We start from the raw sequence: 13,079 nt of genomic DNA on the forward strand, positions 1-13,079 counted from the left end.
AGTGAGTAAAAATCTTAGTAAAAAAGATATAAAAGTTTTAGGTCTTTCTTCTTTGGGAGGGACTTTAGAATTTTATGATTTTATCATTTTTGTATTTTTTGCAAGTTATATTTCTAAAAATTTCTTTCCTGAAAATTTAAGTCCATTTTGGCAAATGTTTAATACTTATGGAATTTTTGCTGCAGGATATTTGGCTAGACCACTTGGCGGTATAGTTATGGCTCATTTTGGCGATAAATTTGGTCGCAAGAAAATGTTTATGCTTAGTATTTTGCTGATGGTTGTGCCAACTTTTATGCTCGCTTTTATACCTGCTTATGAAAGTATAGGATATTTATGTATAGTATTTTTAGTGTTTGTAAGGATTTGTCAAGGTATAGCTATAGGCGGGGAATTGCCTGGTGCTTGGGTTTTTGTGTTTGAGCATGCTCCAAAGGGTCAAAAACGCACTTATCTTGGAATTTTAACAGCTTCTGTGGTAGGTGGAATTTTACTTGGTAGTTTTGTGTTTTTGATGATGAATAAACTTTTCACGCAAGAAGAGCTTTATGAGTGGGCTTGGAGAATTCCATTTTTTCTGGGTGGAATTTTTGGGATTATTTCTGCATATTTGCGTAAATTTTTAAGAGAAACTCCTGTTTTTGAGAAAATGAAAAAAGATAAAGCCTTAGAAAAATTTCCTTTAAAAGAAGTGTTTAAAAAGGCTAAACTAGGTATAGTACTTTCTATGTTAATAACTTGGGTTTTAACTGCTTGTATTGTTGTGATGATTTTAATCATACCTTCTTTTATGGCAAAAATTTTAAGTATTGATGCAAGCATTCAAACTTATATGCAAATGCTTGGTATAGTTGTACTTGTAATTGGTTGTATATTAAGTGGAATTTTGGCTGATAAAATAGGTATGGTAAAAGCTTGTGTGATTTTTTCATTAGGATTTTTCTTAACTTGCTTGTTTTATTTTAATACTCTTTATACCAAAATACCTGATTTTAATACAGTGAGTGTGTATTATTTGTCTGCTTGTTTTTTTGCTGGAGTGATGAATTTTTGCCCTTTAATGATGAGTGAAGTATTTGATGCTAAGATTAAATTTTCAGGACTTAGTTTTTCATATAATATAGCTTATGCATTGGCCGGTGGTTTTACCCCGCAACTTGCTCTATTTTTACACACCATTGCTTTAGGAAATTTAGAAAATATTGCTCGTTTTTCTTTGGGATTTTATATGCTAGCTATGGCTATAATCTCACTTTTTTCTGCTTTGATGTTTAAATATCTTAGTAATACCCAACGCACATACTCTCAGTAATTTTAATACGCTTTTCCAAAGGAGTAGGGCTAAAAAAATGGCATTTTTCGATGTAAATATTATAATTATAATCTAGCTTTAAAAGATCGTAAAATGCCTTTAAATTTACAAATTTAACTCCACACACTTCTTTTATATCTAAGATTTTATAAATTTGAGAATTATTTTTTTCTACTAAATGAGATGGGGCTAAAGTGGTAAATGAGCAAAAAGCACTTGCTAACACGTAGCCGCTTAAATTTTCACATTTTTGTATAAGGTGTTGATGTTTTTTTAAAATACTTTTTTTGTTTAAAAATATCACCCTTGTGCCTTGATAGCGTGCTGCTTGAACATTTTTCCAAAATTTGTAGGCGTTTTTAGAGATATTTGCTAATTGATGCAACTGCACATTTAAGACATAATCATCTAAGAATTGATTAGGTGGTAAAATAGTATAAGTCATAGTTTTTTTCTTTAGTTTTGTTTTTGAAATTATACTAAAAATTGATTTTTGTTTATATTTTTAATTTATAAATTTAATACAATAAGTAAAAATTATTTTTTAAGGAAAAGCATGAAATTTGAAACTATTAATCATGATGGTATAAAAAAACTTATGAGTGTTTTTTATGCAAAGGTTAGAGTGGATAAAGATTTAGGGCCTATTTTTAATGAAAAAATCGGCACAGATGATGAGAGTTGGAAAAAGCATAAAGAAAAAATAGCAAGTTTTTGGGCAGGGATGTTTTTAGCTGATCCAAGTTATAGTGGTTCACCTTTGAGAGCCCATCATGAATTACCTCCATTTCCAAGAGAATTTTTTGATATTTGGCTTAATCTATTTGATGAGAGTTTGCAAGAAGTTTTTGAAGATGAACCAAGAAATATCATTATGGAAAGAGCCAGAATGATAGCTCAAAGATTTCAAATGATTATTTATGATCATAGATTTGCTTAAGAGTTTAAAAACTCTTAGCGATAGTTAAATGTATGTAAGTTTTCACTATGTGAATATTTATAACTATATTTTCCATCAAGATATATTACCAAACGATAATATCCTTTATGTGAACCAAATACAACTTTTCTAACTTGTGCTGTATTAACTTGCAGCGTTTTGGTGTTGAAATTTTGTTTTTTAGCAAAATCTATAATAATTTTAGTAGGATCACCTATAGATAGATGTCTTAGTATTTTATCCTGGGTTTTGATATTGATTTTGTTATTGTAAAAACCAAGAGAAATAAAATTATAAATATTTCCACTAAAAAGCGGTGTTTCTATATTTAAAGTAGTGTTATTTTCTTCTGTTTTTGAGTTTTTATTTCCTTGTTTTTGTGGCACGGTTACAGATACATCAAGTATAGGCGTGGCATTTGGACTTTTAGTTTTTATAAATGAGTAGGTATCATGCCAGTTAATACTTTTGTATATATCTAGAGTGGTTTGCTCTTCAGAGCCATCAAGGTTAATGTAAGTAATGGTAATATTTTTTAAAATTCTCGCATCAGAATTAAAGTTAAAATCTTGCCTTTGAAAAGGACTAAGTTTTGCAAATTCGGTATTTTTTTGTTCTATATTATTATCAAAAGGATTATCTTTTGCATTTAAAAATACACAAGAAAGTAAAAACAATATAAAAAATTTAATTCTCATGCGAATTTTCTCCCTTAAGTCTTAAAAGTTGCAAATATTCTTTTTGAGCTTGAGCATTTTTAGCTTTTAAAGTCATTATATTTTTTTCTAAAATTTTTTGCTCTTCTTTAAGTGTTAGTAGTACATCTAGAGAAGATTTACCAAAAAACATATTGCCAAAATACATAGCAACAATAATAGCTACAAATGATAAAGCAATAGTCTTGATGAGTTGATGATGAGCTTCCTTTTTTTTGGAATGCTCATCATACTCTTTTAATAAATCGCTCAGAGTTTATCTCCTAAATATTCATCATTATCAAGTTCTATTTCTAATAAGCGATTGTATTTAGCAGTTCTTTCACCTCTTGCTAGGGCTCCTGTTTTGATTTGTCCCGTATTAAGCGCTACTGCAAAATCAGCTATAAAAGCATCTTCGCTTTCGCCACTTCTATGACTCATAATACATCTGTAATTATTTCTATGAGCTAATCTTACTGTTCTCATAGTTTGAGTGATTGTTCCAATTTGATTAGGCTTAATCAATACAGCATTTGCCATATTTTTTATGATACCTTCTCTTAAAATATCTTCATTAGTTACAAATAAATCATCACCCACAAGTTGAATTTTATTGCCAAGCTTTTGAGTAAGTTTAATCCAACCTTCATAATCATCTTCAGCTAAACCATCTTCAATACTGAAAATAGGATATTTAGCACAAAGTTCCTCATAACGCGCGATTAAGTCTTCACTTGAGAAAACTTTACCTTCTAAGTGATATTTACCATCTTTATAAAGTTCACTACTTGCTACATCTAGAGCTAGTTTGATTTTATTTTCATAACCTGCTTTTTTAATACAAGTCATTAAAAGATCAAGAGGTTCTGTATTATTTGCTAAATTTGGTGCAAAACCACCCTCATCACCTAAAGCAGTAGAGTGACCTAGATTAGCTAGTTCTTTTTTCAACACAGCATAAATTTCACAAACTGATCTTAATCCTTCTTTAAAGCTTGAAAAACCAAAAGGCATAATCATAAATTCTTGAAAATCTACGCTATTGTTTGCATGCGCACCACCATTTATTATATTACACATTGGCACGGGTAATACGCTTGCGTTTGCCCCACCTAAATAGCGGTATAAAGGCACACCTAAAGCATTAGCAGCAGCGCGTGCTGTTGCCATAGAAATTCCTAAGGTTGCATTTGCTCCTAGGTTAGAGTAGTTTTTTGTCCCATCAAGCTCTAAAAGAGTATTATCTAGCTGGGTTTGATTAAATGCGTCAAGCCCTATAATATTTTCAGCTATAATGCCATTGATGTTTTCAATAGCTTTTAAAACACCTTTACCGCCAAATCTTTCATCATTATCTCTTAATTCTAAAGCTTCTTTTTTTCCTGTGCTTGCGCCACTTGGAACGATAGCACTTCCCACGCTGCCATCACTTAGCATGATTTCAGCTTTAATGGTAGGATTGCCTCTACTATCTAAAACTTCAAAAGCTCTTAAATCTTCAATAATCAACATTATTCCTCTCCTTCTTCATCGTCTTCTTTTGCACCCAAAATCATACTATCTATACCGATTGAGTTTTGTATAGCTTGAGTAATTTCATCTGCAATAGCTGGATTTTCTTTTAAAAAAGCTTTGGCGTTTTCTCTGCCTTGGCCAAGTTTAGAGGCCTTGTAAGAAAACCATGCGCCACTTTTATCAATAATATCAAGTTTTACACCATAGTCTATTAGTTCACCTTCGCGACTTACACCTTCACCAAACATCACATCAAATTCAGCCTGTTTAAAAGGAGGGGCTACTTTATTTTTAGCCACTTTTACCTTAACACGGTTTCCAATAGGCTCATCATTTTGTTTTAAAGTAGCTGTTTTTCTTACATCTAAACGCACTGAAGCATAAAATTTTAAAGCATTTCCACCGGTAGTTGTTTCAGGTGTTCCATAACCCATCATACCTATTTTCATACGAATTTGATTGATGAAAATTACAGTAGTGTTCATTTTATGAACGATACCGGTTAATTTTCTTAAAGCTTGGCTCATTAATCTTGCTTGAAGACCTACATGTTGATCTCCCATATCACCTTCAATTTCTGCTTTTGGAGTAAGTGCAGCAACACTATCTACTACTATTAGATCAATAGCCCCGCTTCTTGCTATAGTTTCAACGATTTCTAAAGCTTGCTCTCCAAAATCTGGTTGAGAGATATAAAGATTTTCTGTATCAACACCTAAATTTTTTGCATATCTTACATCAAGAGCGTGTTCAGCATCTATAAACGCACAAACTCCGCCTTTTTTTTGACATTCTGCTATGATGTGTAAGGTAAGTGTAGTTTTACCTGAACTTTCAGGTCCGTAAATTTCTATAATTCTTCCTTTTGGAACCCCACCAATGCCTAAAGCTAAATCAAGTCCAACAGAACCTGTAGGAATAGAATCAATTTTTTCAACTTCTTTATCGCCAAGTCTTAAAATAGTGCCTTTTCCAAAGGTTTTATCAAGACTTTTTAAAGCTGCATCAAGTGATTTTCTTTTATTATCATCCATGCTTGTTAATCCTTTTATAATATGTTTAAAATTGTATCAAAAAGAAATTTAATATAAGTTTTTATTTTGAATTTTGCTAAAATACTTTTTTAAATTTTTCAAGGAAAAAAATGAATAAAAAAATTAGCGTAGCGCACTCTCCTGATGCTGATGATATTTTTATGTATATGGCGATTAAATTTGGTTGGGTTGGGAATGCTTATGAGTATGAAAATACAGCCTTGGATATACAAACTTTAAATGAACTTGCATTAGAAAATATATACGATGTTAGTGCGATATCTTTTGCACTTTATCCTTTGATAGCTAGTGAATATGCTTTATTAAAAACTGCTGTGAGTTTTGGCGAGGGTTATGGGCCAAAGCTTATTAAGAAAAAAGATAAAAAATTAAAGCCAAATTTTAAAGTTGCTTTAAGTGGAGCGCACACTACTAATGCTTTAATCTTTCGTATAAAATACCCACAAGCTAGGATAATTTATAAGAATTTTTTAGAGATTGAAAAAGCTGTTTTAGAAAATGAGGTTGATGCGGGAGTGCTTATACATGAGAGTATTTTAGAATTTGATTCTGGTTTGTGTGTTGAGGCTGAACTTTGGGATATTTGGCAAGAATTAGCTAAGGATGATTTGCCTTTACCTTTGGGTGGTATGGCGCTTAGAAGATCTTTACCACTTAATGATGCTATAGCGGTTGAAAAAGATTTGATTAAAGCAGTAGAAGTAGCTGATCATAATAGAAAAATCTTAGCTTCCATGCTTTTAGAGCGTAATTTAATACGCGTTGATGCACAAAAACTTGATGTGTATTTAAATTTATATGCGAATAAAAACTCTATAAATATGAACGATAAACAATACAATGCCATAGATAAGCTTTTTGAGCTTGGGTTTAATCATGGATTTTATGAGAAATTAATAAAAAGCAAAGATTATCTTATACCTAGTGAGTATGAAGAATTTAGAAATTCTTGATAGAATTTAAATTTTAAGGAGTAAATATGGAAAGTACTTTAGTAGCCTTGGGTGTACAAACTTTTAAAATCACACTTATGCTTTCTTTACCTATGCTTTTAGCAGGACTTATTGCAGGGCTTATTATAAGTATTTTTCAAGCTGTAACGCAAATTAATGAAGCTACGCTTTCTTTTGTGCCAAAAATTCTACTTGTTGTTGTGGTGATAGTATTTTTAATGCCTTGGATGATAAGTTCCATGATTGATTTTACAACGAATATTTTAAATCAAATTCCAAGCTTTATTCGATGATTATTGATTTTTCTAAGTATTCTTCTGTGCGTATAGGCGAGAGCTTTGAAGTGCAAGTGCTTGAAGAGCTTTGTGAATTTGATGGTTTTTTAATAGGTGGGGCAAATAATCTTTTAATCTCTCCAAAATCCAAAAAACTAGGAATTTTAGGGAAAAGTTTTGATTATATTAAAATTTTAGAGCAAAATGAAAAAGGTATGTTTTTAGAGATAGGTTCTAGTGTGAAATCTTTTAAAATGTATCATTTTGCTAAAGAAAATAACCTAAAAGGCTTTGAGTTTTTAAGAAATATCCCAGGAACTTTGGGTGGTATTTTAAAAATGAACGCAGGATTAAAAGATGAGGATATTAGTAAAAACTTAATCAGTATTCGCACTTTTAATCAAGAAATTTTAAAACAAAATATTGCTTTTGCTTATAGGTTTAATCCTATTAAAGAAGTGATGTTTAGTGCGAAGTTTTTTTTAGAATATGGCTTTGATCCAGTTAAAGATGAACTTTTAAAAAATGCAAGAAAAAATCAACCCAAAGGCGCTAGTTTTGGTTCTATTTTTAAAAATCCCAAAAACGATCATGCAGGAAGGTTGATAGAAGCAGTTAATCTTAAAGGTTTTAGTAAAAATGATGCGATGTTTAGTAATGAACATGCAAATTTTTTAATCAATAAAAAACACGCTAGTTTTGATGATGCTATATTTTTGATAGAGCTTGCCAAAAAAAGAGTTTTTGAAGAATTTGGGATTGTTTTAGAAGAAGAAGTGGTAATTATATAGTATTTTTAATATCTTCATAAACAATTGTAGCTATCTCTTGGACTAATTCTTGATAAGATTTATTTTTATTATTTGTACTAAATTGAGTATTGATAGCAAGAATTTTATGATCTTTTAATTTTTTTGTTTTAGCATTAAAAAGTTTGTACTCTATGTCGGCTTTGACTTCAAAATTTGAAAAAAGCAAGAAATTTTGTTGAATTGCTTGAATGCTTTTTAAATCTAGTAAAATAATAAAATCAGCCTTTTTAAAACGATTAAATTCTAAAAACTCACTTGCATTGATGAAATTTTTATTTTTTTGCAAGATATTTTGGCTATTGATATAAGTTTGATTTTCTTTTTGACTAAGCAAGGTGAAATTATTTTGCTTATTTAAAATAGCACTTAATGCTTTTAGTGTGTCTTTTGCCATGGTTTTAGCATCAATTTTTAAGTTTGAAAAATAAAAATTATATTCTTTTTCATAACTTGGTACTAAAGCTAAGGTACTAATATGTGAGAGTTTGTCGTAATTTATATTTTGTTCAAGATTGATGATATTAAAATCATCGTTATTTTGTAATTTGATGATTTTTTTATTCGCAAAAGAGTTAGCATAAATAGCACTTAAAAAACAAAAAAATACTAAAAAAAATCTCACTAAAAACCTTTTAATTTAAATTCATTCTTAGCAAAAGCTATAAAACTTGGAAGTTTAAAATCAGAACTATTATAATCTAAAGCCTTTTTATTAAAATCATATAAAATTCCACCATTTTGTTTAACTAAAAAATCTCCCGCAGCTATATCCCAAGCTTTTGGACCACCAAAACGCGGGTAAATTCCAGCTTTTGCTTCAAGTAAATATACAAATTTCAAAGCAGATGAAACCTTAATACCCTCAAGATGATTTTGAATGAAAAAATCTTCATTATTATCATGATTTTTAGAGTAAAGGGCTATATTTTTAACTTTTTCATATTGCGCTAAACTAAGATTTAAAATTTTATCATTTTTATAAACCTTAGTATGAACATGTGCATAATAAAATGCATTATTTTCTACATCACCTATGAGTGAAAGTATAGGGGTGTTTTTATGGATTAATGCAATTAAAACACAATATTCTTTATCTTTTTTAGCATAAGATTTAGTGCCATCAAGTGGATCTATAAGCCAAAAATATTCTAAGTTTTTTCTTTCTTCATAAGAAAGTATATTTTCTTCAGAGCATATAGCTATATTGCTTGAAGCTAAAATCTCACTAATAGCTTCATTAGATTTTATATCAGCTAAACCTACCGGAGAATCATCGTCTTTAAGCCACAAGGTATTTTTATCCTTATATTCAAGTAATACTTTAGAGGCTTCCTTGCCTGCTTTTAAGGCTAATTCTAAAAGTGTGTCTAAATTTTTCATAAATAAAGTATAGCAATTTTATATAAATACTTAGTAGAATTATTTTCTACTAAGATTATTGATAAATTTAATTAAGCTAATGGCTAAAATTGCTTCAAGTAAAGCAGTAAGTACTAGTCCTGAGTATATATCTTGAGTGATGATATTGGTTTGATAAGAAAGCGTAGCTACTGCTATGAGTAAGGTTAGTGGCATAGAATGACTTAGGCCAAATAAAAAGGTATTTTTTAAACCAAGTATTTTTACAAAAGTCATAGCACAGAGTATCCTTAGTCCTATCATAAAGGCAGTTAGTGAAAAAGCTATGAGTAAAACTTGAGGGTTTAAAAGCATTTGGAGTTTAAAACTTGAGCCTATATAGATGAAAAATATGGGGATTAAAAAGCCATAACCAAAACTAGAAAGTTTATGTTCAAGATCTTTTTTATGATCAAAAAAAGTAGCTATAAATGAACCTGCTATAAAAGCTCCAAGTGCAACTTCAAGTTTAAAATAAATCATAATAGCAACTATGGCTATGAAAATTGCCATGCAAAATCTTATATCTTTTTCGTTTTGATCCTGCCAAGGCATGAGTATGGTTTTAAGCTGCGGATACCACCAAAAAAGCACTTCTAAAAATTTAAATCCAAAAATACAAAGTGCTAAAAATCCTACTAAATATAATAAATTTTGAGTGAGTGAGAAAAGATCGGCTCCTTTTCCCAAAAACGCTGCAGTTATGGTAAGCAAAACTATGCTTACAACTTCAGCCAAAGTGGCTACCACCATAGATATATTAAGCCACTCACAGTTTTTGCCAAAATCTCTATAAAGCGTTGAGAGTAAACCCACGCTCATAACAGGTATGATAATGACAAAAATATAAGAAATATCTATACTTTCAATTGCTAAAACACTAAAAGCATATAAAAGTATAATGTAGATAAAAGCCTTATTAAGTAAGCTTCTTTCTGTGTTTAAAAAGGTTTTAAGATTAACTTCCATACCCGCAATAAACATAAGATAATAAAATCCTGCATTAGCTAAAAGCTTAAAATTCTCACTCTCGCCTATAAAACCCAAAAATCCTATAAAAGAACCAAGCATAATTTCAGTGGCTGAAAGAGGGAGTTTTAAAAATTTAGCAATATAAGGTGAAGTAAGTAAACATCCTGCTACGACTAATAAAATTTTTAAATCCGTAGCAGCTTGAGCATCAATGGCATGAGCTAGCAAAGCTAAATCCCATTTGTTTTAGTTTTTGTATGTCTTTGCTAGGTTCTTCGCCTTTAGTTGTAAGATAATCACCCACTACTATAGCACTAGCTCCTGCATTAAAAATTTCATATTGTCTTTCCTTTAACACTACCTCTCTACCACCTGCTACCATGATATGTGTATTTGGTAAGTCTTTTTTAGTATCTTTGATGATATTTAAAGCCTCATCAGGATCAAGTAAAGCTTGTTTGAGTTTTAAATTTTCATTTGGTATGAAAAAATTAATTGGTGAAGAAAAAGGATCAAGCTCTTTTAAGCTTGCTCTAAAACTTTTTCTATCAGCTTCGCTTTCTCCAAGACCATAAATTCCACCACAACAAAGCATTAAACCTGCTTCTTTGGCATAAAGATTAGTCTGAAATCTTTGTTCCCAAGTATGCGTAGAGCAAATATTTGGGAAAAATTCTTTGGAAGTTTCTAGATTATGATTATATGAAAAAATTCCTGCTTTTTTTAATTCTTTGAGTTGCTCTAAATTTGCTATGCCATTGCAAGCTATGAGTAAAAGTCCTTCTACTTCTTTTTGCACTGCATGGGCCACTTTACACACATACTCAAGTTTTTCATTATCAAGTCCAGCACCAGCTGTAACTAAACAAAAACCCAAGGCTTCATTTTTTTTAGCCATTTTAGCTTCTAAAACAATTTGGTCTATATCTTTTCTTTTATATTTATTGATGTTGGTTTTCACATGAGCACTTTGAGTGCAGTATTTACAATCTTCCCCACATCCTCCGCTTGCTATATTAGATATAGCACAAAGCATAATTTGCATTAGATTTCCTTTTTGATTTTGCATTTTAAGCACTCTAAAAACGTGCCTTTTTTAAGTTCTTTGATGATCAAAGTTTCGCCACACTCGCTACATTTTTCTTCACTTGGTTTGTATTTGCTTATATAGTTGCATTTTGGATAAGCACTACAACCATAAAATTTACCACGCTTAGAAAAGCGCTCTACGATTTCACCTTCTTGACAGCTTGGACATTTTATACCTATGGTATTAAGTTTTTTCTCGTTTTTTTCTTCATTTTGTGTTTCTTGTTTTAAATTTCTTGAGTATTTACATTTTGGAAAATTTAAGCAAGCTATAAATTCTCCATATCTTCCTTTTCTTATAGCAAGTTCTCCACCACAATCAGGGCAGGTTTCATCTAATTTTGTAAAAGTTTTTTGGCTTTTTATATTTTTTTTGCCCTCATCAATTTTTCTCATAAAAGGAAAATAAAACTCTCTTAGAACTTCTTGCCAGTCCATTTTGCCTTCTGCGATAATATCGAGTTTATCTTCCATTTTAGAAGTAAAATCACTATCTACTATATCACTAAAGTTTTGTTCTAAAACTTCTGTTACAACAAAGGCTATTTCATTGGGTATGATTTGCTTTTTATCTATATGTACATATTCTCTTGCACTAAGTAAAGAGATGGTTGGAGCATAAGTAGAAGGGCGTCCTATACCGAGATTTTCTAGCTTTTTAACAAGTCCAGCTTCAGAATATCTTGAAGGTGGTTCGGTCAAATGTGAATTTAATTCTATATTTTGAATATGAAGCGTATCTTCTAGCTTTAAATTGGGTAAAATTTTATCTTTATCCATATCTCCATATACTTTATAATGCCCATCAAATAAAATTTTTCTACCACTTATTTTAAAACTTGCTTCGTTTGATTTTGCATATACATTTTGGGTTTGGGATATTGCAGGATTCATCTGCGAAGCTAAAAAGCGATTGTATATTAAAGTATATAATCTCGCTTCATCTTTTTCTAAAAACTCACTTGCAAGTTTTGGAGTAAAGCTAAGATTAGTTGGTCTTATAGCTTCATGTGCCTCTTGAGCGCCTTTGCTTTTAGTGGTGTAAATATTTGCTTTGCTTGGTAAATATTCTTTACCAAATTCGTTTTTGATGAGCTTTCTTACTTCTTCTAAAGCTTCTTTTGCAATATTTAAGCTATCTGTTCTCATGTAGGTTATTACGCCCATGATACCTTGATGAGTTTTTACACCCTCATAAAGCTTTTGAGCAATCATCATGGTTTTTTTAGGGTTAAAACCTAAACGATTGCTTGCACTTTGCTGCAGGGTTGAGGTCATAAAAGGAGCTTGTGGGGCTATTTTTCTATCTTTACTTTCTATATCTTTTATTTTAAAACTAGTATTTTTACAATTTTCAAATATAAGCTTAGCTCTATCTTCATTAGTTAGGCTAAGTTTTTCTATCTTTTGATTTTGAAATTCGATTAATTCTGCTTGCAAGTCTTTCTCAAAAATCATATCTATACTAAAGTATTTTAAAGGTATAAAAGCCTTGATCTCTCTTTCTCTGTCGACAATGATTTTTAAAGCCGCACTTTGCACGCGTCCAGCGCTTAGACCTTTTTGAATTTTTTGATTTAATAAAGGACTTAGTTTATAACCCACTATGCGATCAAGCAAGCGTCTAGTTTGCTGAGCATTGACACTGTTTATATTTAAAGATCTTGGATTTTTTAAAGCATTTTCTATAGCACTTTTAGTGATTTCATGAAAAACTATACGTGGTAGAGAATTTTCATCTTTGTTGATAGCTTTAGCAATATGATAAGCTATAGCCTCTCCTTCGCGATCCTCATCGGTTGCAAGGTAGATGGTTTTAGCTTTTTTAGCTTTTTCTTTGAGTTCTTTTACTAAGTTTGAATGATCATTTGAAATTCTATATTCAGGTTTAAAGTTTTCATCTTCTATTTTTATACCAAAGCTAGTTTTAGGCAAATCTCTAATGTGCCCTTTAGAGGCTATTACTTCATAGTCTTTACCTAAAAAATTACCTATAGTTTTAGCTTTGGCAGGTGATTCTACTATGATTAAATTTTTCATTATTTTCCTTGTGAGGATTA

General features: G+C 30.6%; 15 protein-coding genes. 5 read left to right on the forward strand and 10 right to left on the reverse strand.

Translation table 11 applies throughout. From position 1 onward, the window contains the following. Window position 1: 1 nt before the first annotated feature. Window positions 2-1,312: an MFS transporter gene (locus CLCT_RS00715; RefSeq protein ID WP_039667885.1), complete on the forward strand. Its 1,311-nt coding sequence runs from the start codon at window positions 2-4 to the stop codon at window positions 1,310-1,312. Here the strand turns inward: CLCT_RS00715 and cheQ are convergent. Further along, complete coding sequence (cheQ, locus tag CLCT_RS00720; RefSeq protein ID WP_039667886.1) at window positions 1,281-1,757, reverse strand: cheVAW transcriptional regulator CheQ; 477 nt, start codon at window positions 1,755-1,757, stop codon at window positions 1,281-1,283. The genes CLCT_RS00715 and cheQ overlap by 32 nt on opposite strands. A gap of 111 nt (window positions 1,758-1,868) precedes the next feature. Here cheQ and CLCT_RS00725 point away from each other — a divergent pair, with 111 nt between their 5' ends. Continuing rightward, a complete protein-coding gene (locus tag CLCT_RS00725) occupies window positions 1,869-2,252 on the forward strand; it encodes a group III truncated hemoglobin (protein WP_039667887.1) in 384 nt (127 codons plus the stop codon). Between the two features lie 14 nt (window positions 2,253-2,266). Here the strand turns inward: CLCT_RS00725 and CLCT_RS00730 are convergent, their stop codons facing one another. The 4 genes from CLCT_RS00730 to recA form a co-directional block, all read right to left on the reverse strand. Next, on the reverse strand, window positions 2,267-2,950 hold the full coding sequence (locus tag CLCT_RS00730; RefSeq protein ID WP_039667888.1) for an AMIN domain-containing protein: 684 nt from the start codon (window positions 2,948-2,950) through the stop codon (window positions 2,267-2,269). After that, a complete protein-coding gene (locus CLCT_RS07725; protein ID WP_163197158.1) occupies window positions 2,940-3,101 on the reverse strand; it encodes a hypothetical protein in 162 nt (53 codons plus the stop codon). Before CLCT_RS07725 ends, CLCT_RS00730 begins: the two co-directional genes overlap by 11 nt. A gap of 116 nt (window positions 3,102-3,217) precedes the next feature. Beyond that, the gene (gene eno / locus CLCT_RS00740) at window positions 3,218-4,462 is read right to left on the reverse strand and encodes a phosphopyruvate hydratase (protein ID WP_149061958.1); all 1,245 of its coding nucleotides are present in this window, start codon (window positions 4,460-4,462) and stop codon (window positions 3,218-3,220) included. Beyond that, complete coding sequence (gene recA / locus CLCT_RS00745; RefSeq protein ID WP_039617275.1) at window positions 4,462-5,499, reverse strand: recombinase RecA; 1,038 nt, start codon at window positions 5,497-5,499, stop codon at window positions 4,462-4,464. Before recA ends, eno begins: the two co-directional genes overlap by 1 nt. Window positions 5,500-5,609: 110 nt before the next feature. Between recA and CLCT_RS00750 the strand changes: the two genes are divergently transcribed. From CLCT_RS00750 to CLCT_RS00760, 3 genes are read left to right on the forward strand one after another with little or no spacing between them, the layout of a single operon-like run. Then, a complete protein-coding gene (locus CLCT_RS00750; protein ID WP_039667891.1) occupies window positions 5,610-6,473 on the forward strand; it encodes a menaquinone biosynthesis family protein in 864 nt (287 codons plus the stop codon). Window positions 6,474-6,499: 26 nt separating this feature from the next. Next, window positions 6,500-6,766, forward strand: coding sequence for a flagellar biosynthesis protein FliQ (gene fliQ, locus CLCT_RS00755; protein WP_012660903.1), 267 nt, complete (start codon window positions 6,500-6,502; stop codon window positions 6,764-6,766). Next, complete coding sequence (locus CLCT_RS00760; protein WP_039667892.1) at window positions 6,763-7,539, forward strand: UDP-N-acetylmuramate dehydrogenase; 777 nt, start codon at window positions 6,763-6,765, stop codon at window positions 7,537-7,539. The genes fliQ and CLCT_RS00760 overlap by 4 nt, the downstream gene beginning before the upstream one ends. On the opposite strand, the gene CLCT_RS00765 is transcribed toward CLCT_RS00760, so the two are convergent. From CLCT_RS00765 to topA, 5 genes are read right to left on the reverse strand one after another with little or no spacing between them, the layout of a single operon-like run. Beyond that, window positions 7,532-8,182 carry a hypothetical protein gene (locus tag CLCT_RS00765; protein ID WP_149061959.1) on the reverse strand — a complete coding sequence of 217 codons (651 nt, stop codon included), beginning with the start codon at window positions 8,180-8,182 and terminating at the stop codon, window positions 7,532-7,534. The two genes, CLCT_RS00760 and CLCT_RS00765, sit on opposite strands and share 8 nt — an antisense overlap. After that, window positions 8,182-8,940, reverse strand: a complete 759-nt coding sequence (locus CLCT_RS00770; RefSeq protein WP_149061960.1) for a 3'(2'),5'-bisphosphate nucleotidase CysQ family protein — start codon at window positions 8,938-8,940, stop codon at window positions 8,182-8,184. The genes CLCT_RS00765 and CLCT_RS00770 overlap by 1 nt, the downstream gene beginning before the upstream one ends. Window positions 8,941-8,979: 39 nt before the next feature. After that, window positions 8,980-10,158: a sodium/hydrogen exchanger family protein gene (locus CLCT_RS00775; RefSeq protein ID WP_052239414.1), complete on the reverse strand. Its 1,179-nt coding sequence runs from the start codon at window positions 10,156-10,158 to the stop codon at window positions 8,980-8,982. After that, window positions 10,139-10,975: a biotin synthase gene (locus CLCT_RS00780; RefSeq protein ID WP_149061961.1), complete on the reverse strand. Its 837-nt coding sequence runs from the start codon at window positions 10,973-10,975 to the stop codon at window positions 10,139-10,141. Before CLCT_RS00780 ends, CLCT_RS00775 begins: the two co-directional genes overlap by 20 nt. Continuing rightward, window positions 10,975-13,062 carry a type I DNA topoisomerase gene (topA, locus tag CLCT_RS00785; RefSeq protein ID WP_039667896.1) on the reverse strand — a complete coding sequence of 696 codons (2,088 nt, stop codon included), beginning with the start codon at window positions 13,060-13,062 and terminating at the stop codon, window positions 10,975-10,977. Before topA ends, CLCT_RS00780 begins: the two co-directional genes overlap by 1 nt. Window positions 13,063-13,079: the final 17 nt, after the last annotated feature.

The organism is Campylobacter lari subsp. concheus (assembly GCF_008245025.1).
In the GTDB taxonomy this organism is placed as follows: domain Bacteria; phylum Campylobacterota; class Campylobacteria; order Campylobacterales; family Campylobacteraceae; genus Campylobacter_D; species Campylobacter_D concheus.

Excerpts from the sequence above, each read along its gene's own strand:
- CLCT_RS00770 (WP_149061960.1), bottom strand. The coding sequence starts at position 8,940 with ATGAAAAATTTAGACACACTTTTAGAATTAGCCTTAAAAGCAGGCAAG.
- CLCT_RS00760 (WP_039667892.1), top strand. The coding sequence starts at position 6,763 with ATGATTATTGATTTTTCTAAGTATTCTTCTGTGCGTATAGGCGAGAGC.
- recA (WP_039617275.1), bottom strand. The coding sequence starts at position 5,499 with ATGGATGATAATAAAAGAAAATCACTTGATGCAGCTTTAAAAAGTCTT.
- CLCT_RS00780 (WP_149061961.1), bottom strand. The coding sequence starts at position 10,975 with ATGCAAATTATGCTTTGTGCTATATCTAATATAGCAAGCGGAGGATGT.
- fliQ (WP_012660903.1), top strand. The coding sequence starts at position 6,500 with ATGGAAAGTACTTTAGTAGCCTTGGGTGTACAAACTTTTAAAATCACA.
- CLCT_RS00725 (WP_039667887.1), top strand. The coding sequence starts at position 1,869 with ATGAAATTTGAAACTATTAATCATGATGGTATAAAAAAACTTATGAGT.
- CLCT_RS00750 (WP_039667891.1), top strand. The coding sequence starts at position 5,610 with ATGAATAAAAAAATTAGCGTAGCGCACTCTCCTGATGCTGATGATATT.
- CLCT_RS07725 (WP_163197158.1), bottom strand. The coding sequence starts at position 3,101 with ATGTTTTTTGGTAAATCTTCTCTAGATGTACTACTAACACTTAAAGAA.
- cheQ (WP_039667886.1), bottom strand. The coding sequence starts at position 1,757 with ATGACTTATACTATTTTACCACCTAATCAATTCTTAGATGATTATGTC.
- eno (WP_149061958.1), bottom strand. The coding sequence starts at position 4,462 with ATGTTGATTATTGAAGATTTAAGAGCTTTTGAAGTTTTAGATAGTAGA.
- CLCT_RS00730 (WP_039667888.1), bottom strand. The coding sequence starts at position 2,950 with ATGAGAATTAAATTTTTTATATTGTTTTTACTTTCTTGTGTATTTTTA.